Origin of the sequence: Rhizobium sp. ZPR4 (assembly GCF_040215725.1) — a bacterium.
GTDB lineage: Bacteria > Pseudomonadota > Alphaproteobacteria > Rhizobiales > Rhizobiaceae > Rhizobium > Rhizobium rhizogenes_D.
In genome coordinates, this window is the sequence record NZ_CP157968.1 from 354,896 (window position 1) to 373,523 (window position 18,628).

Sequence of the window (18,628 nt, forward strand, 5' to 3'; positions counted from 1 at the left end):
TTCCGAAGAGCAGATTTCAAATCAGGAGAGCCAAATGCAGCCGGCAGACGCGCCCGAACACGGAACCGCCATTCCTGCTCAAGACTATCCGCTTACGCTTCCAAGCGTGTTGATCGGCGGATTGCCCATCACTGTCGTCAATCGACGGAATGCCGCCTCTTTCATGGTCGATGTAGCGCGGAGACGCCGCCGCGACAGCCGGCCCTATTACTTTACGTCGGCCAATGGCGAGGTCGTCGCACGCGTTCATGCGGATGCCAATATCGCCAAACTCTTCCAGGAAGCGGATCAGATTCTGGCCGACGGCCAGCCGCTCGTCATGGCCTCGCGCTTGCTCTGCAGGGTGCAGCTTCCCGAACGCGTGGCGACAACGGATCTCTTCCACGATGTTGCCGAACTGGCCGAAAGGGAGGGCATAAGCTTCTATCTCCTGGGAGCGGCAGAAACCGCAAATCAAAAAGCGGTCGCCGCCGTGCAGGCACGCTACCCCGGCTTGCATATCGCCGGTCATTGCCATGGCTATCTTGCGGGAGAAGCACTGGAACAGAAACTTGACGAGATCAATGCCCTTGCGCCCGACATATTGTGGATCGGCCTCGGCGTTCCGCGCGAGCAGATCTTCGTGCATGATTTTGCCGCGCGGCTTGCCAATGTCGGCATCATCAAGACATCCGGTGGGCTCTTCGACCATCTGGCGGAGAGAACGAAGAGGGCACCCATCTGGGTCCAGAGAGTGGGCTTTGAGTGGTTCTGGCGGATGCTGATGGAGCCTCGCCGCCTGTTCTGGCGCTACCTGACGACCAATCCCTACGCCATCTACGCGATCCTGAGGTATTCGAAATGATGTACGGGCGACATATAGAGCCACCGACGAACGAAACGGACACCGACATAGCCATCGTCGGCGGCGGGCTTTCCGGCACGCTTGCGGCCTGCCTGCTCGGGCGAGCTGGTTATCGGGTGACGCTGATCGATCGTCATCGCGTCTTTCCCCAGGAGTTCCGTGTCGAGAAGATCGGTAGCGAAGAGGTTGAAAAGCTGCAGCGACTTCAGCTGTTTGCACCTCTATCGGCCGCCGCCGTACCCTTTGATGAGATCATCAACATGCACAAGGGACACGTGGTGGATCGGACACACGGCCAGCACTATGGATTTTTCTACAACAGGCTCGTCACGGCGATGCGGAGCGCGCTGCCCGAGACGGTGAATTTCGTCGTCGGCCAGGTCCGCAGCTTGCGGATCGGAGCCGCACAACAGCGGATATCGGTCCTTGGCCAGGACGAAATCACCGCGCGATTGCTGGTGATCGCGACCGGTATGGGCGATACTCTGCGCCGGGATCTTGGTATTCTACACCGACAGATCAGCGATCGGCGCCCGCTCGCATTCGGCTTCAACATTCGTCCGCTGCGATCCAATAGATTTCGCCACACCGCCCTGACCTATCACGGTGACGGCGATGGAATCGACCATCTCAATCTATTTCCGGTCCCGGGAACGACACGAGCCAACCTCTTTCTGTTCCGGGATCCGCGCGATCCGTGGGTCAAATCGCTATATGACGATCCGAAGCAGGTGCTCACAGCTGCCTTCCCATCACTTGTCGACACCTTTGGTGATTTTGAAATCGGTAGCCGGATCGATAGCTGGCTCACCGATATAACCGCCGCTGAAAATTGCCGGCAGGATGGCGTCGTGCTGATCGGAGATGCTTATCTGACCTCCTGTCCGGCAAGCGGCCTTGGGGTCAGCCGGCTCCTGACCGATGTCGAGCGTTTGTGCTGTGGGCATATCCCGCAATGGATGGCAGAAACTTCCATCGATTACACCAAGATCGCTGCCTATTACGACGACCCGGAAAAGCTTGATATGGACATCAGCTCGGTACGAATGACCGATCATCACTTCCATCTGACGACGAAAACCGATGTCGGGTGGCGCCTGCGCCGTCAGTTCCATTTCATGCGTCGACGCGTGCTGTACAGTATCAAAAACATAAGTCCTGCTCTTGCCGCAAAGCTTCATCAGCTCAAGACGATACGCACCAGGTCTGCGCTACGATCCGCTGCGCTGAACTCGAAACCTGTGGCATAGCCGAGCTGACAAGCAGGAAATGATGTTTCGGGAAATATTCGTTAATGGAAATATAGTATGTTTCTAAAATGTGAAGCATGCATAGCTGTATCGGTAATATTGTGGGGTTGACGATGGCAGTTTTAGGCGCATTTCCTCCTGGACTTACTTGCCGGCCGATCGAAGAGAGTGACTGGGAAGGCATCATCGATTGCCTCCGCAGAAACTTTCCGACACGCGACCGAGGCTATTGGGAACGTGCCGTCACGCGTATGGAAAAGCGGCCTTTCGTGCCCGACCTGCCAAAATACGGCTTCGTCCTGGATATGTCCGGGCGCATCGTCGGCGTCTTGCTGGCGCTCTATTTTCGGCATGAGGGGCTGGAGGGCGAAGAGCTCCGCTGCAATCTGTCGAGCTGGTCTGTCGATCCGGAATACCGTGCTTTTGCCGGCAAGATGGTGATCGCGGCGCTGAGACGAAAGAACGTGACCTTTATCAATGTTTCGCCGGCCCCGGGAACCATCAAGGTCAATGAGGCGCTAGGCTTCCGCCGTTATGCCGATGGGCAGCTTGCTTTCCTGCCGATGTTGAGTGCTGCGGGAGGTCCGTACCACGTGCTCGAAGCCCGCTCCGATCTTCCCGAAATGTCGATGCTCTCGCAGGGCGACAGGGAGATCCTCCTCCAGCATGCGGCACTCGAATGCCTGTCGTTGATTTGTGTCGACGGTGACAGGGCATTTCCCTTCGTGTTCAAGACGCGCCGCATCTTCCATGGCATCGTTCCGAGTGCCCAGGTGATCTACTGTCGCACGCCCGAGGAACTCGGACGGTGCGCCGGCGCGCTCGGCCGCCATCTCCTGCGAAAAGGCATATTCCTCTGCGTCGTCGACGCGAACGGGCCGGTGCCTGGTCTCGTCGGACGTTACTTTGCCGGAAGCGGGACCAAGTATTTCAAAGGCCCGAAGCCGCCCTCACTCGGAGACCTGACATTCACCGAGCTCGTCATCTTCGGTTTCTGATCCTGAGAGAGAACCGACGCCGGGCTTTTGGAGTTTCCGCAAGGCTTAGACACCTTCCAATCGTGCTATTCGTTCCCTTGAACGAACGGCTCCATGCGGGCACGATTGAATATCGACCGAGTCATAGTTGCCGCGACGGCATATGTTCTCCCGACTGGCTGAGCAGGCCGCGCGAGATGCTGAGTGAGCGCCAGCGCGCTCCAAAGGAAACACCGACAAGCAGAAGGCAGAAGCCGAGCGCCAGAGGTGAAAAGAACGCCTCTTCCTGCAATACGGCATTGGACGCGATCGTGACGACCGCGACGAAAGCGAAAAGAAAGTCCGGATCGCCAGTGGCAATCAGCTGCCTGCGAGCCGATAGCGCCAGTGCGGCAAGAAAACCGAAGAAGACGAAGCTGCCCACACCCATCTGATAGAGCATGACGCCGACAGCACTTTCGACGGGGACGGAGGCAACACCCTCGTCCTGTGCCCGGTCCCAATCCAGATTGAGACTTGTACTCGAAAGATTGCCGCCGATCCCCAGGCCCTGCCCGAGCGGATTGTGCAGGAACTCGCGAACACCCGCGATCAGGCCGAGAACATGGTAATCTCCATGCGTCGCACCGAAAAGGATGGCGGCGGCCGTCCAGACGGCAGCTAGCACGACGACTGCAAGCAGCGTCAGTTCCGCACTGGAGGGACGATAGATCAACCGAGCACCGATCGCCGCCAGCAGCATGAACGTCGCACCCTTGGAGCCGATGACGAGCAGCAGCGGCAGGGCGGCAATCGGCAGCAGCCAGCGCCCTCTAAACAAGAGCCAGGCCGACATGATGCTCAGGCCGTAAGCATAGCTGATCGGATGAAAGTTCGGACCGCCATTGCGGAAGATCGGAGGAAACAAATCGCTAAACAGCTTGATGTTGAAGAAGGTCGTCATCATCGTATCTTCGATACCGCGAAGCACGAAGCCGGTTTCTCTCAGCTTCTTTTCCCATACACCGGCCTCGATCTGAGCCTTCAGGCCACGATGAATATAGAGATCGCCATGAAACAGACTGAGGAAATCCATCCGGAAGATCTGTTCCAGATAGCCATAGATGATGGCAACGGCGCAGAGCCAGAGGATGCCCTTGCGCAGGTCAACCGGATAGAGACTGGCAGCCAGAATTGCGATGTGGAAACATGCAAGCGGGGTGATCGTATTGCGGAAATAGATGACGGCATCCTTCGGTCCGCCGTGAACAGCACCGAGCGCAAGATAGAAAGTAACTATGCCGCAGAGCACGAAACTGAATATCAGCCAGGGTCGCAATTCGGCCAGGGCCCGCACACGATATTGAAAGGAGGCCATGACGAAGGCGACGAAGGCAGTCATCAGGATAACGAAATTGGCGCCACGCAACGCATCGAACGTGTCGTGATCGGGCACGAAAGGTGTGAACCAGGCAACCACGAGATTCTGGTAGAGAAAGGAACAGGCAATGACGATCGGGATGCAGCCGGGCTGAGCAATGGCCAGGACGAGCGTCAAGGCAAATGTCGCGGCAACCCCAAAAGGTGTCCAGACGGCGAACGCCGAAACGGAGGCAATGACCGCAAGAATGGCGATGCAAAGGTGAAAGATGGCATCCGAGCGCAGCGCGCTCATGCCTCCCGCCCCGAAGCCGGCGCGACCTTCCGTGATGCTCATCGTCAAACTCCGTCCGTCCGCATCAGTTGTCGTTACTCACTGCCATATTCCTCAGCATTTCAGCGTCCGCCACGGCCATCCAGGAGTGCGGCGATCATGACGCTGTCGAAACCCTCAGTGCTGCGCCGGCTCTTGATGATGCCGAAGCCCTGATCGAGTTCCCAATAGACCCAACCGATCTGATTGGCCTCTGCCGCTTGCCGTACGGCCCGAACCCAGAACCTGCGGCTTTCGGCATCGACGCAGAAATTGAGTACGCCAAACTCATTCATCATCACCGGACAGTCATGTGTTTCGGACCAGCGCCTCAGCCTCCCGAACTCGGTGGCGATCGCCGCTTCTGTCCAGGGCGTCGCCAATTGCTCTTCGATGAGACTTGCGGCCTGCTCATCTCCGCCGGCACGCAGCTTGTCGATGCTCTCCTGCACGAGAGGCGTTTCGATAGTAGCCGGAAAGGGCAAACTCGAAATCCGCGCAAGCGGAGACGCATCCCAGGTCTCGCATTGCTGGGTAAAGGCCGTGGGTGCGTAGAAATGAATGGCGGCGATCTGGTTGTCATCGGCAAGAGGCGGCGTTTCGCCGATTTCCCAGATGCCCTGAGAGGGCGACGGCCCCCAAATCAGCGTATGGCTCGGGCATTTGGATCGCACGACCTCGGCAAGCCGGTCCCGTAGTTGAAGCCATGCGTCACTTCGCATGGGCGGCTCGTTCAGCAATTCCGCGTAGACCGATTCACCTGGGAGATTGGCGACGACGCTGCTTAGCGCCATCCATGCCTTGGCCGCCCTTTGCGAACCGGCCTCGAAATCCTGACGGAGAGCCGTGTGCAGACTTGCAGAGGGATGCATGTCCGCAAGGACGGAAAAACCCAGCCGATTGAGGTCGGTCACGCCTGCCTCGATGCGATGGAGCGCGGTCGTATCGCCTGCCGACAGGAGATCGCCATTAATCGGCAAGCGGATGGTTTCAAAGCCCGATTGGCGAAGCTTTTCGAGCACTGGCTCGCTTGGCGCCACTCCATCGCTGCTATCGAACCATCCAGGCAGATTGATGCCGCGCGAGGGTACGATGGGTTTGCCCGCCGCGCGCGCCGCGCCGACAGCAGGAAGAGCAGCCAGAATGGAGCCGCCTGCAAGCTTGAGAGCGCTTCGGCGCGATATCATCGTCGATCGCAAGCCGCGTCCCACGATCATCCCCTTGCAGAGATTCGATCACCCCGCCCTCCATCGTCAGCCGACCGGATCGGCCGCACTGGCTGGCTGCGGCGCGTATCGACGTGTTCCGGCGCAATCGTCAGCGTGGCGCTGCGCGCGATCTGATCGGCATCAAGGCGTTGGCGAAGCATGTTGGCGATTTCCGCCGCCTCTTCCGCAGGGCTGAGCGCAAAAAGCAAGAGATCCGCTTCAGCAAAAAGCGTCGGGTCCCAGTTACCATCGACGATGGAAGGCCCCATCAGAAGCACGAAATCGAATGAGCCGGCCGTGGCCAATATATCGTCGAGGCTAAGACGCATCGGCAACTCTACATTCTCGGCGACAGGCCTATTGTACACAACCGTTCGCAGACCGCTCGCGCCGCTGATGAAGACGCCGTTACCGCTGCGGGCTGGCGCTCCCAAGCCGGGCAGGTCTCCGAACTCGACCACGAGCACATTCTGTTCGGCCTGTTGAAGACCGAGGCCAACCATCGCCCCTGCAAGCCTCGCCGCCAGCGGCGTGTGAAGTGAGGAGACCATCAGCACATAAGGTTTCGGATGCTCCGTCAGATACAGAATGATGCGCCGCATCAGCTGCAGCACATCGCGCGAAAAGGCTTCGTTTCCGGCCTGGAAAAAGCGCCGCCGCATCGCGCGAATGCTGAGATAGGCACCGACGCCGGCAACGCCCGGAAGCCGGTACTCTCCAAGATTGACGGGCGCCGGCTCCGGCTTTGCGATTTCCGACGAAGCGTCTTTGTAAGGCTCGACGTCGAGGAGGCTACGTCTTATGGGGCTTGTGGGATCCTGTTCCGGCTGCTGTCTGGGTCCACGCACCAGAGCAAGACCGCAGCCGATGATAAGACCGAGAGCGGCGCTGACCGGCAACAACAGCAGCGGCTTCGGCCAGGTCGGCTGCACCGGCGGAGCGGCGGCACTGATCACCCGCGCCTCCTGCAGCTGCAGGCCCTGCATCTGCGATGTCTCCTCGGCGCGCTTCAGGAAATCGTCAAGCACCGTGCGCGCCGCCTTCGTCTTCGCCTCCAGCTGCCGCAACTGCACCTGCGCCGTATCCGAGCTTTCCAGCCTTTGGCGGAGATCGTCGAGCTTTGCCTGCAACGCCACAACGTTTTGCACGGCCAGATCGGACTTCGCTTTCAATTCCCGCGTGATGCGCTGCGCCTCGACGGCCATAAGACCCTGCATCCTGTCCAATTCGGATCGCAGTCTTTTGATGATCGGATGGCGCGGCTGGTACATGGCCTCGTAATTGGCGAGATCGGCGGCCCGTTGATTGTAGTTCTCGCGGAGTTTGACCGTGGCTTCGGAGGAAAGGATTTCCGAAAGCTTGGCAAGTGCGGCCGGCGAGGTGCCTGCGGCAAGCGCCTGAGCATACTTATCCTTGGCCTGATCGGCATCGCTTCGCGCGCCTATCAACTGATCCGTAAGCTTGTCAATCTGGGACTGCAGCGTGCCGCCGGCGGAAGCATCGAGGATCTGATGCGAGACCTTGAAATCTCCGACTTCCTGCTCGGCATCGCTGACGTTCTTCTGAAGATTGCCGATCCGGCTCGCAAGCAGCGAATTCACGTCGCTGTTTGCAGTCTCCCGCTCACCCGAAAGACCGGCCTTATAGCGATCGACAATGGCATTGGCGATCCTCGCCGCCTTGTCGGAATATCGAGAAGCGAAACTGACATCGATGACATAGGTAAGCCCAGCACGTTCCACGGTCACGGCGCGCTGAAAGCTCTTGAAGATCGAATCCTTCGTGGGATGCGAAGCCAGGCCAATACGCGACAGCAGACCGCCACCCCCAAATTCCGGATCGTTCTCGATGTTCTCGCTCTCAAAGACCTTCATCAGCAGGTCACGCGATTCAATGACGAACACCTGGCTTGCGATGGCCGCGCTGTCGCTGCCGATGCCAGGCAGAACATTGTTGAGATTCGTCGCGCGCGGATCGCGCGGATCGATCATGACGGAAGCTGTCGCGGTATAGCTCGGCTTTGCCACGGCAAGGTAGGCCAGCGTCAGGAGAAGCACGGCAACGGTGCACGTCAATACGGTCAGCCAGCGCTGCCACAGGATGGTCCACACGGCACCGACATCGAACAGCGGCGGAAGCGAGCGCTCGTCAATGTTAAACGGCTTCATCCTGTTCCTCTCCGCGAATGCGGGTCTCCGGCTCATCGCACATCACTAAATTCAGTATTAGTGAATAATGTTAATCATCCGTTGAATTTACACCAGAGCGTGTGATCGACTTGAGACATCGCAAGTAACCATGTTGCGACTTCGTTCTGGCGCAAGCATGAGTACTTACGATATTAGAGATACATTCTATTTCAGGCACTGCAGGCCATTCGGTCGATAGCAATCAATACAGGATCAGGGCGTTGGGTGAGAAAGCCGGCAACAGCGATACTTTATCAGCCGAAACGTCGCCGCCCGCGAGCAACCTGCGCTTGTCGATCGGCGCGCTTGCCAGGAGCGGCGCCGTTGCCGGTGCCATCAAGCTCGCCAGTGCAGGCCTGTCGTTCCTGATGTTCGTTGCGGTTGCCATGACGACCGATGAGCGGCAGTTCGGTCTTTATAGCGCCGCCTATGCCGGAGCGAGTCTGGTCTCCTTCTTCGCAATAATCGGCCAGCAAAGTGCGGTGCTCAGATTCTGGCCGCAATATGCCGGCAACAACGACCTGAATTCGGCAAACGGCATGATGGCCCGCTCCATCCTTGTTGCGCTTGCCGGGCTTGCAAGCTTCAGTCTGCTCATTCTCATCATCGGCTTCTTGCCATTCGCCGGCACGCAGACGCCCGAATGGCTCGCGATCTGCGTGGCGACCATGGTGTTGGCCTTCGCTCTCGGCTGGTCGGAATTCGTCGCTTGCGCCCTTCGTGCCAAGAATGCGCTGATATTTGCGCTGCTACCGCGCGATGTCCTGTGGCGGGCAGTGGCAATTCCGGTCTTCGTGCTTGCCCATTTCATGCACATGAAGATGAGCGCGGTGACCGCAACCTACCTGACTGCCGGGTTGCTGCTCCTCATGATCGCTCCGCAAACATTCGTGCTTTTTCGTGACACGATCCGCGCGCAGCGCGGCCCGCTTACGAAAGAACAGAAGGATGAATTCAAAACTGTGACGTTCGGCCTGTGGGGCGTCACGGCACTCCCGCCGGCGCTCAGTCAGGCGAGCACCTTGCTTGTCGCGGCCATTCTCGGCCCCGAAGCCGCCGGCGCAATTTTCGTCGCGGATCGAACGATGCGGCTCGTCGTCCTCGCGCTCAACGGCATCAACCAGGCGCTTGCGCCGCAGATCTCGGCTGCCTTCTATACCGGAGACAAGGTGCATGTGCAGCGTATCACCAGCCTTGCAGCGCTCGGCGGCTTCATCATCGCCTTGTGCGTGCTGGTATCCTTCCTGATCTTCGGCGGCCTGATCCTGTCGATCTTCAATCACGCCTACGCCACACCGACGATGCAGGTGACGTTGATCATCTTCGGCATCGGCGCTACCGTCGGCACCGCCTGCGGCCCTACCGAAATCCTCATGCAGTTGACAGGCCTCCAGCACGCGCTTTTCAAGCTGCTGGTCATCGTCAACACGTTCGGGCTCTGTGCGACGGCCGTGCTGACCTATTGGCTCGGCCCGATCGGCGCAGCGCTCGCCATTGCCGGGACGATCATCGTTTGGTGCGTAACCGCCGTGTTCATCGCGCGCCGCACCATCGGCATCAACCCGTCGATCTTCGGCTTCTTTGCCGGCGAAGACGCCCTCACCGCCCGCTCCTTCCTGAAAGGCCGCTCATGAAAATCGTGCAGGTACAGACCCAGGCGGAGGCAGGCGGAGCACAGAGGATTTCGGATATGGTCGGTGAAGGGCTGCGCGCGCGTGGCCATGACGTGCGTACCGTCTTCATGTATCGGAAAACCGACGTCTACGACCACGATCCCCATGCGGATTTCATCCTCACCGAGCCGCCGCGCAGCATGCTCGGCCAGATACGCGCCGCCGTCGGACTTGTGGGCTACTTGCGCAAAGCTCGACCGGAGGCGGTGATCACCTTCCAGCACTACGGCAATATTTTCGGCACTATCGGCGCGCGGCTCGCCGGCGCAAACTCCATCATCGCAAACCAGAGCGGCGCGCCGCAGACGAGCGGCGTCAGGGGGATCCTGACGCAGATCGACAAGCTGATGGGCACTTTCGGCGCCTATCACGCCAATGTCGTCAACTCGCGCTGGACGGAAGCGCAGTTCGACATCTTCCCGAAAGCCTATCGGCGCCGGACGGCACGCATCGATCACGGCGTTCCTGCACCCTCGATCGCCTTCGACAAAGGATCGGCGCGCGCCGCCTTTGGCCTTCCCCGAGAGGCGTGGCTGGCCGTCTCTTCCGGCCGCATGGCGCCATCGAAAAACCAGATCGCGCTCGTCGGCGCCCTCGCTCATCTGCCCGACATTCATATCGCCATCGCCGGCACCGGCCCCGAGCAGGATGCGATCGTCGCTTTTGCGAGGGCCAACGGTGTCAGCGACAGGCTGCATCTCGTCGGTGAAGTGCCTCCCTCACGCATCTTCGAATTCCTTGCGGCGGGAGACGCCTATGCATTTTCATCATTGACGGAAACCTTCGGCCTCGCCGTCGTCGAGGCTGCCATTTCCGGGCTGCCGGTGGTCACGAGCAAGCTTGACGTGCTCAAGGAAGTGCTGACGACGGATGAGGGGCAAGCCGCAGCACTCTTCGTCGATGCCGATGCCAAGGGAATGGCCGATGGGATTGCCGAACTCATCACCAAGCCGGAGCTTGCAGCCAAGCTTGCCGCCGCCGGACGGCAACTGAAGGAGCAATATTCACCGACGCGCATGTGCGCCGGCTACGAAGCCCTGCTTCTGTCCCGCTCACTTCCGCACGGCTGCAATCCCGTCGATCACCTCCAATCGGCCTGACCGGTTGAGCGTGTGGATCTTCGGATAAGGCCAGTCGCCGTGCGCCGCAATCAATCGGGGCGGCGATAGCCGAACCGTCCTCTCATCCAGCTGCAGCAGTTGCGAGATACCAAGGCCGCCACCGTAGCCGAGCGTTCCGTCCTGGACCGGGAGATAGATGCCGCCGCCCTCGCGGACAAAAGCGCCTCCCGGGCGCGCCATGCGGCGATCGATGAGAACCGGGTTCAACATGTGCGGCCTCCAGGGGCCGGCAAGCCGGGACGCATGGAAGACCACGAGCGTATCGGAGGTGCTGCCGTAGCCATCGCGACTGGTCGCAAACAGCCATAGCTGTCCATCATGATCGAGCAGCGTCGCGTCGGAAATCTCGCCGTCGATGAGCACGGCTTCAGGAACCCAGCGATCCGGAAACTCTGTTGCCCGATAGAGGATCAACTTTCCGCCCGAACTGGCCTCGGGGAGCATCCAGATCGAACCGTCGCGCTCGAAGACCTGTGGATAGGAGAGATGATAGGGCTCCTCCAGCACGCATCGCGGCTCTTGGGGAGCACCGGCAGCGTCGAACGGCACGACCGAGATGACCGCCTTGCCCGTCGCGTGCGGATAGTCCTCGACGAACAGGAAGAAGCGATCCCGCCACTGAAACGGAAAGGGATCCGCATAGAAGCGATCTCCCGCATCCGGCAGAACGGACCAGCCGCATCCAAGCGCATGGGTGCTCGCCACGCCCGGCCCATCAACAAAGCGATAACCGACGCGCCAATGCGCGTGGCGAAAACGCGCACGCCGCATTGCCTCTTGACCCAAGCGCGGCAGGGCTGCCGTCAAATAAGTCGACGCAAAAGATGCCGTTTCACCTGTCGGGCCCTTGGATGCCGCGGAGATTGGCTCATCCAAGAGAAGCCGGTTTTCGAAAAAAGCGTGAACCACGGAAACGGTAAGCGTAATGGCGCGCGCCAGGACATCTTCAATGCCGAGCGCCACGGACTCGCGTTTGTCGGTCATCGGCCAGGCTCGGCCTATGACGGTCCTGCCATCCAGAACAGCTTCGATGACAGGCAACGTGCCGGCGGCGATCGCCATCGCAACCGACAGGTCGGAATTGAAGCCGTCGAAGTTCAACGCAATGGTTGGAACATCCGATGGCACGATATTGCCTGTAAGATCCAGCCGAAGTGCTGCGGGCCTGCTGCGGCGGCTTGCGGGGATTTGCGACAATGACGCGGCAAGAGCCGGATCTCGTCGGCGAAAGATCCTGCGCTCGAAAGAAAGAGCGGCGTTGACCGTTGCCGGCCATGCGTTCGACACGGATTCATGTATGACGGCGATGTCGTGTCCGTCGGCTTGCAGACGCGCGACGACGATCTCCTGCCATCGGCGCGGAGCGGATTTTGGAACGATGATATCGATCGATGACATGGCGCTTCCCATCCGCAGCGGCATCGGTGAGCCTTCTGAGACCTGGGAACTACATTTATTCGGGAAAGCTTACTTTCACGTTATTCTAAGGTTGTATTGAAGAATTGCATATCACTACCGGCAATGAAGAATTTCCATAAGCAAGTTCGGGCGTCCGCAGCGTTCATGATGGAGCGCCGCGATCGCTTGTCGCCTAATTTCGCTTGCGCTCTGGCGCCAGCACGAAATCGTGCTCGACCTTCCAGAACGGGCCGCGGAAACCGAGATCCTTGGCGCGGGCTGGATCATTCGTCAGCCTGAACTCGGCAAGCAGACTCTCCTTGACGCCGAACACCGCATCGGAACGGATATAGGGATCGTCCGGATCGAAGATATGGGTCGTCAGCGTCTCGAAGCCGTCGGCCTTGATGATGTAGTGCAGATGGGCCGGCCGATAGGGATGGCGGCTGAGGGCACCGAGCAATTGTCCGACTGGGCCATCGTCCGGGATCGGATAATATTTCGGTTTCACCGCCCGGAACCAGTAGTGCCCGTCCTTGCCGGTGCGGAAGACGCCACGCAGATTGAAATCCGGCTGGATGCCCTTCTGCTGGACATCGTAAAAGCCTTCGTCATTGGCCTGCCAGACATCAAGTACCGCGTTTTCGATCGGCCTGCCGTCAGTATCGAGAATGCGGCCGCTGATCACCATGTCCTCGCCCTTCTGGTCGAGGCAGATATTTGCGCCCATCGGCAGCTCCGGCGCGTCCGCAACATGGAAAGGCCCGAGGACCGTGCTTTCCGAAGCACCCGACGGCTTGCGGTTGTTGATCGCGTCGACCAGCATTGACACGCCGAGCACATCCGACAGCAGGATGAACTCCTGCCGCCAGTCGGTGCAGGTATGGCCGGTGCGGGTGAGGAAGAAGATCGCCTCCATCCATTCGTCCTGCGTCGGCTCCAGCTCCTTCACTGCCTCGTGCAGCTTGCGGGTGACGACCTCCATCACCTGCTTCAGCCGCGCATCCCTGGCATTGACGTTGCGGCTCGTGACCACCTCGACGGAATTTTCCTCGGTGAAATAGCCTTTTTCTTCCACACTCATGATCGCCTCACAGATCCAGAATTGTCTTCAGCACGCGGCGAAGCTCGCGTTCCGGCTCGTCAACCGCCGTATCCGAGCGCCAGGCGACGTGATGGTCCGGACGTACCAGCAAGACGCCGGCGTCGTGGATTTCGCGGGCGCGTGCCCAGTCTCCCGTCAGGTCCTGCCACTCCTGGCGCGGACCGATCTTGTGGACGGCGATCGGCAAACTCAACTCCTTCGACAAAGCCCTCGCCGCAGCAATCCAGCCGTCACCACCGATACCGGTCAATATGGTGAAGACGCCATGACCGGTGAGATCGAGGCTCGATACTTTCCTGCCGCTGTCGTTGAACAGCCAGGCATGCGGCAGCCGCGCGCCCGGCCACGTCGTCGGCTGGAAATGCAGCTCGGCATCCTTCTCGTAGGCTGGCTCCGGCTGCCCGTCCTTGACGACGGCATTCGAAGTGTAGCGATGGTTCATCTCCACGCCATGCGCGTCGAACTCATAGACCTTATAGGCAATTGCCTCGCGAATGGCCGTGCGCTGGCGTTCGGCATCGGCGGTGTCATCGCAGCGCGCATCCATGTTCTGCTGCATCTTCACCGGATCGACGGAATCGAGCAGGCCAAGCGACTTGAAGATCGGGCCGAATTCCTCGATCGACTTGTTGGCGCGGGTGACGATCTGCTTGGCGACCGGCGCGCGTTCGGCTTGGTAGCTCTCAAGCAGGCCCATGCCCGCCTGCCCCTTGAGGACCAATGCAAGCTTCCACGCAAGATTGAAGCCGTCCTGGATCGAGGTGTTGGAACCGAGGCCGTTCGAAGGCGGATGGCGATGGACGGCATCGCCCATGCAGAAGACACGGCCGTTCGACATGCTCGTCGCATACATGTTGTTCACAGTCCAGGTCGAGACCGACTTGATCTTCGGCTTGAGATCGGCAACGCCGACCAGTTCGCGCACGACCTTGGTGGCGAAGGCATCGTCGACCTGCGGCGCAGGCTGGTTGATGTCATAGCCCCAGACGATCAGCCACTCGTTCCATGGCCGCACCATGCGCACGAGGCCCATGCCGATGCCGCCGACATCGGCGCCGGGCTGCAACACCCAATAGAGCACCGACGGCCGATGGGCGACATAGCGTGAGAGATCGGCCTCAAAGAGAATGTTCATCGAGCCGGCGACGCCCATCTTGCCTTCGAAGGTCAGGCCGGCATGCTCCGCGACCTTGGAATTGCCGCCGTCGGCGCCGATCAGAAACTTAGAGCGGATGGTCAGTTCTTTACCGGTCAGACGGTCGAGACAGGTCGTCGTGACCCCATCTGCATCCTGAACATGGCTCACATACTCCGTCGACATGCGTGCCTGCGCGCCGCGCGAGCAGGCTGTCTTGAACAGCAGCGGCTCCATGTAAGTCTGCGGTAAGTCGTTCATGTGAGCGGGCGATGAAAGAAGGTGCTCGGCACGCGACAGCGGATGGTTGCCCCAGCTCTGCATGCGGCCAATCTCCTCGCCGGCAACCGCCGTGCAGAAGACATTCTGCCCCATCAGATCCTGTTCGACCGCGAAGAGATAGGCCTCCTCTTCGACATCACGACCGAGATCGCGCAGAACCTCCATCGTCCGCTGGTTCGTGATGTGCGCGCGCGGCGTGCTCGCCAGCCAGCGATAACGGTTGATCACCATCGGCTCGAGGCCGTAGGTCGCAAGTAGCGCAGCGGTCGCAGAGCCTGCGGGTCCTGTACCGATGATCAGAACGTCGGTGGTGATGTCAGCCATTTGGCCCTCCCTTTTCATCATGTAGCGTTGATCCGCCTCTCAGCAGGCGACGGACCGGAAAGAGTTCCCAACCGGTACGGCTGGATATGAGACCCCAGAGACCTCGTGGCGCGAACAGCATCGTGACGATGGCGAGCGCGCCGAGCGCCAGGAGATACCAGGAGCCGTAGCTCGAAAAGGCATTCTGCAGCAGGAAGAAGACGAGCACACCGACCAGCGGCCCTTCGATGGTGCCGATGCCGCCGATGACGACAATGAACACGACATAGGCGGTCCAGTCAGTGAGCGAGAAGGCGGCGTCCGGCGATATGCGCTCCTTTTGCAGGTAGATGAGCGCACCGACCATGCCGGTCACGAAGGCCGTCGCCAGATAGACAACGATCTTCAGCCGGCGCGCATCGACGCCGAGCGCACGGGCCGCCGTCTCATTGTCGCGTACGGCGGCAAGGCCAAGGCCCTGCTTGCTGCGCAGCAGCCGGTAGATGAAGCCGATCGTCAGCGCGCCGAGCGCCAGCGCCAGCCAATAGGTGAGCGCATCAGCCGCGGCCGCGGAGCGCATGCCGAACCAGTTCTGCAACAAGGAAATACCGAGCATATCCTTGGTGGCTTCGCGCGGCAGCGAGGTTCCCGTGCCGCCGCCGAGCATCTTCCATTGGGCGAACAGCAACCGCCCGACTTCGGCGATGACCCAGGTGCCGATCGCGAAATAGGGGCCGTAAAGCCGGAAGGAAAAGAAGGCGGCCGGCGCGGCGGTCAGCATTGCGAAGAGGCCGGCGAGCGGAATGGCAAGGATCGGGTCGACACCGGCAAGAATGACGAAGCCGAACAGCGTATAGGCGCCGCAGCCGACAAAGAGCTGCTGCCCGACCGAGATCAGTCCTGCATAGCCGGCAAGCAGGTTCCAGCTCTGCGCCAGCGCCAGCATGGTCAGGATGAAGAACAGATCCTGCACGACGCCGCGCGACACCATGAAGGGTGCAGCGGCAAGCGCGACCACCGCGACAAGCGAGAGGATGGTGAAGATGCTGGAAAGCCGCGTCCGTGTTTCCACCCGCCAGCCCGGCGGTACTGCGATTTCGGTCGACATTGTTTCGAAACCTGTGGTCATGACGGCCTCAATCCACTGCCCGAGGGAAAAGGCCGCGCGGCCGGAAGAGCAGCACGAGTAGGAAGGCGATATGCCCGGCCAGGATCTGCCATTCGGGATTGATCGCCGCGCCGAACGTCTGAGCGACCCCCAGGATGACGCCGCCGGCAAGCGTGCCCCACAACGAGCCGAGACCGCCGATGATGACGGCTTCAAAGGCGTAGATCAGTCGTGCCGGTCCGGCCGTCGGATCGAAATTTGCGCGCATGCCGAGATAAAGTGCGGCGACGGTCACGATCATCATCGCAAGCCCGGTCGCGATGGCGAAGATGGAATTCGGCCGAATGCCCATCAGGCTCGCCGTCACCACATCATCCGACGTGGCGCGGAAGGCGCGGCCGAGTTCGGTTCGATAGATGAGCTGGTTGAGACCGACGATGACGAGAACGGCCGAGGCAAAGGTAAGCAACGGCATCAGCCCGGCATTGACGCTGCCCAATTGCAGAGAGGCCGTCTCCAAAGCGCCGGCAGAGATCCGCCGGCTATCGGCAGTAAAACCTTCCAGAAGACCGTTCTGGATGACGATCGACAGGCCGAAGGTGACGAGCAGCGGCGGCAGGATATCCTTGCCGAGGGTCCGGTTCAGCAGATGATATTGCAGCAGCCACCCGACAGCGAACATCAGGGGGGCCGCGATCAGCGCAGCCAGGAAAGGATCAAGCCCAAGCAATGAGACAAGCACCAGGATCAGGAAAGCCGCCAGCACGATGAGATCGCCATGGGCGAGATTGACGAGGCGCATGATGCCGAAGACGAGGCTGAGCCCCGCTGCAAACAGCGCATAGAGCCCGCCGAGCAGAACACCTTGCAGAAGCGTATCAAGCCAGTTCATGGGTATCCGCTCCGAAATAGGCCGCATGGATGTCGGTTCGGTCGAGTTCCGCCGGGCGACCGGTCAGGGTGATACGGCCCTCCATCATGCAATAGACGCGGTCGGCGACCTTCAGCGCCTGGGCGATATCCTGCTCGACGATGACGATGGCCGCACCCGCGGCGCGGATATGGGAGAAGGCGGCATAGATATCCTTGATGACCACGGGGGCCAGGCCGAGGCTCAGCTCGTCGCAAAGAAGGACTTCAGGATTGGACATCAACGCCCGGCCGATCGCGACCATCTGCTGCTGCCCGCCCGAAAGCGCCGTCGCCGGATTGCGCCGCCTTTCCTTCAAGACCGGGAATAGCGAATAGATGCTGTTGAGCGTCCACGGCCCGGCGACCCGCCGGCCATAACGGCCGATCTGCAGATTTTCCTCGACTGTTAGCGACGGAAACAGCTTCCGGCCCTCGGGCACGAGCGCGATGCCGCGACGCACCACGTCGGAGGCGGCCAGGGCACCGATCGGCTCGCCGCGATGCAGGACCATCTCGGGCTTGTTGGCGATGACACCGGCAATCGAGCGCATCAGCGTCGATTTGCCGGCGCCGTTCGCACCGATGACGGCGATCGTCTCGCCGGCCTCCAGATGCAGATCGACACCGAGCACCGCCTGGAAATCGCCATAGGCGGCCATGAGGCCGCGGGTTTCGACAAGGCTCGCCATCAGACGTCCATCCCTAGATAGATTTCGCGCACCTCGCTCGACGCCATGATCGCGTCGGGCTTGCCGATGCCGATCACCCGGCCGAAATTGAGCACGAGGATGCGCTCGGCCACCGCAGTCAAAGCGTGCAGCACATGCTCGATCCAGATGATGGCAACGCCGCGCTGGTGAACCCGCTTGATCGTCGCGACCAGCTGGCGGCATTCGCCTTCCGTCAGGCCGCCGGCGATTTCGTCGAGAAGCAGCAGCTTCGGCTGGGTCGCAAGCGCGCGGGCCAGCTCCAGCCGCTTGCGTTCGAGCAGGGTCAGCGATCCGGCCGGCACATTGGCCTTCGCGATCAGGCCGGTTTCGACAAGAATCTCCGCGCACAGAGCTGCAACATCACCTTCCCGCGCCTTGGCACCGAAAGCACCGGCAACGAGCAGGTTTTCATATGTCGTCAGGCGTTCGAACGGCTGCGGGATCTGGAAGGTTCGACCCATGCCGGCAAGGCACCGCTGCATCGGCGGTGTATGCGTCACATCGCGACCATCGAACTCGATCGATCCTCTGGCAACGGAGAGATTGCCGTTGATGAGGTTGAACAGCGTCGACTTACCGGCGCCGTTCGGCCCGATGACGCCGAGCGCCTCGCCTGGCTCCACGGAGAAGCCGATATCCTCGGCAACCACGAGGGCGCCGAAGGATTTAGAAACTCCGTTCAATTCCAGTATGGGCATTGTCGTTCTCCGTTGGAGGCCGCCCGACGGCAAGCCGGGCAGC

15 protein-coding genes are annotated in these 18,628 nt (G+C 60.4%); 5 read left to right on the plus strand and 10 right to left on the minus strand.

The window, feature by feature from the left end; all coding sequences use genetic code 11:
- The first annotated feature begins 34 nt into the window (after positions 1 to 34).
- The 3 genes from ABOK31_RS21190 (at position 35) to ABOK31_RS21200 (ending at position 3,092) form a co-directional block, all read left to right on the plus strand.
- The gene (locus ABOK31_RS21190; RefSeq protein WP_349960585.1) at positions 35 to 844 is read left to right on the plus strand and encodes a WecB/TagA/CpsF family glycosyltransferase; all 810 of its coding nucleotides are present in this window, start codon (positions 35 to 37) and stop codon (positions 842 to 844) included.
- Positions 745 to 2,094 carry an NAD(P)/FAD-dependent oxidoreductase gene (locus tag ABOK31_RS21195; RefSeq protein ID WP_349960587.1) on the plus strand — a complete coding sequence of 450 codons (1,350 nt, stop codon included), beginning with the start codon at positions 745 to 747 and terminating at the stop codon, positions 2,092 to 2,094. Before ABOK31_RS21190 ends, ABOK31_RS21195 begins: the two co-directional genes overlap by 100 nt.
- Before the next feature lie 113 nt (positions 2,095 to 2,207).
- Complete coding sequence (locus tag ABOK31_RS21200) at positions 2,208 to 3,092, plus strand: hypothetical protein (RefSeq protein WP_349960589.1); 885 nt, start codon at positions 2,208 to 2,210, stop codon at positions 3,090 to 3,092.
- 121 nt (positions 3,093 to 3,213) lie between these two features.
- Here the strand turns inward: ABOK31_RS21200 and ABOK31_RS21205 are convergent, their stop codons facing one another.
- Genes ABOK31_RS21205 through ABOK31_RS21215 form a run of 3 tightly spaced genes read right to left on the minus strand, consistent with a single transcriptional unit; the run spans position 3,214 to position 8,119 of the window.
- Entirely contained in the window at positions 3,214 to 4,767 is a 1,554-nt protein-coding gene (locus ABOK31_RS21205; RefSeq protein WP_349960590.1) for a hypothetical protein, read from the minus strand.
- A 59-nt stretch (positions 4,768 to 4,826) separates the two neighbouring features.
- Positions 4,827 to 5,954, minus strand: a complete 1,128-nt coding sequence (locus ABOK31_RS21210; protein ID WP_349960592.1) for a cellulase family glycosylhydrolase — start codon at positions 5,952 to 5,954, stop codon at positions 4,827 to 4,829.
- 2 nt (positions 5,955 to 5,956) lie between these two features.
- Positions 5,957 to 8,119 carry a GumC family protein gene (locus ABOK31_RS21215; protein ID WP_349960594.1) on the minus strand — a complete coding sequence of 721 codons (2,163 nt, stop codon included), beginning with the start codon at positions 8,117 to 8,119 and terminating at the stop codon, positions 5,957 to 5,959.
- Positions 8,120 to 8,361: 242 nt separating this feature from the next.
- Between ABOK31_RS21215 and ABOK31_RS21220 the strand changes: the two genes are divergently transcribed.
- The gene (locus ABOK31_RS21220; RefSeq protein ID WP_349960595.1) at positions 8,362 to 9,774 is read left to right on the plus strand and encodes a lipopolysaccharide biosynthesis protein; all 1,413 of its coding nucleotides are present in this window, start codon (positions 8,362 to 8,364) and stop codon (positions 9,772 to 9,774) included.
- Positions 9,771 to 10,913 carry a glycosyltransferase family 4 protein gene (locus ABOK31_RS21225; protein WP_349960597.1) on the plus strand — a complete coding sequence of 381 codons (1,143 nt, stop codon included), beginning with the start codon at positions 9,771 to 9,773 and terminating at the stop codon, positions 10,911 to 10,913. The genes ABOK31_RS21220 and ABOK31_RS21225 overlap by 4 nt, the downstream gene beginning before the upstream one ends.
- Here the strand turns inward: ABOK31_RS21225 and ABOK31_RS21230 are convergent.
- From ABOK31_RS21230 to ABOK31_RS21260, 7 genes are all read right to left on the minus strand, one after another.
- Positions 10,866 to 12,332: a hypothetical protein gene (locus tag ABOK31_RS21230; RefSeq protein ID WP_349960599.1), complete on the minus strand. Its 1,467-nt coding sequence runs from the start codon at positions 12,330 to 12,332 to the stop codon at positions 10,866 to 10,868. The two genes, ABOK31_RS21225 and ABOK31_RS21230, sit on opposite strands and share 48 nt — an antisense overlap.
- Before the next feature lie 193 nt (positions 12,333 to 12,525).
- On the minus strand, positions 12,526 to 13,416 hold the full coding sequence (locus ABOK31_RS21235) for an intradiol ring-cleavage dioxygenase (protein WP_349960601.1): 891 nt from the start codon (positions 13,414 to 13,416) through the stop codon (positions 12,526 to 12,528).
- Between the two features lie 7 nt (positions 13,417 to 13,423).
- Positions 13,424 to 15,178, minus strand: coding sequence for an FAD-dependent monooxygenase (locus ABOK31_RS21240; RefSeq protein ID WP_349960603.1), 1,755 nt, complete (start codon positions 15,176 to 15,178; stop codon positions 13,424 to 13,426).
- Entirely contained in the window at positions 15,171 to 16,286 is a 1,116-nt protein-coding gene (locus ABOK31_RS21245) for a branched-chain amino acid ABC transporter permease (RefSeq protein ID WP_349960606.1), read from the minus strand. Before ABOK31_RS21245 ends, ABOK31_RS21240 begins: the two co-directional genes overlap by 8 nt.
- A gap of 7 nt (positions 16,287 to 16,293) precedes the next feature.
- Entirely contained in the window at positions 16,294 to 17,157 is an 864-nt protein-coding gene (locus ABOK31_RS21250) for a branched-chain amino acid ABC transporter permease (RefSeq protein ID WP_174181323.1), read from the minus strand.
- Positions 17,144 to 17,866, minus strand: a complete 723-nt coding sequence (locus tag ABOK31_RS21255; protein WP_349960610.1) for an ABC transporter ATP-binding protein — start codon at positions 17,864 to 17,866, stop codon at positions 17,144 to 17,146. Before ABOK31_RS21255 ends, ABOK31_RS21250 begins: the two co-directional genes overlap by 14 nt.
- Positions 17,866 to 18,585, minus strand: coding sequence for an ABC transporter ATP-binding protein (locus tag ABOK31_RS21260; RefSeq protein WP_349960612.1), 720 nt, complete (start codon positions 18,583 to 18,585; stop codon positions 17,866 to 17,868). The genes ABOK31_RS21255 and ABOK31_RS21260 overlap by 1 nt, the downstream gene beginning before the upstream one ends.
- Between the last annotated feature and the right edge of the window lie 43 nt (positions 18,586 to 18,628).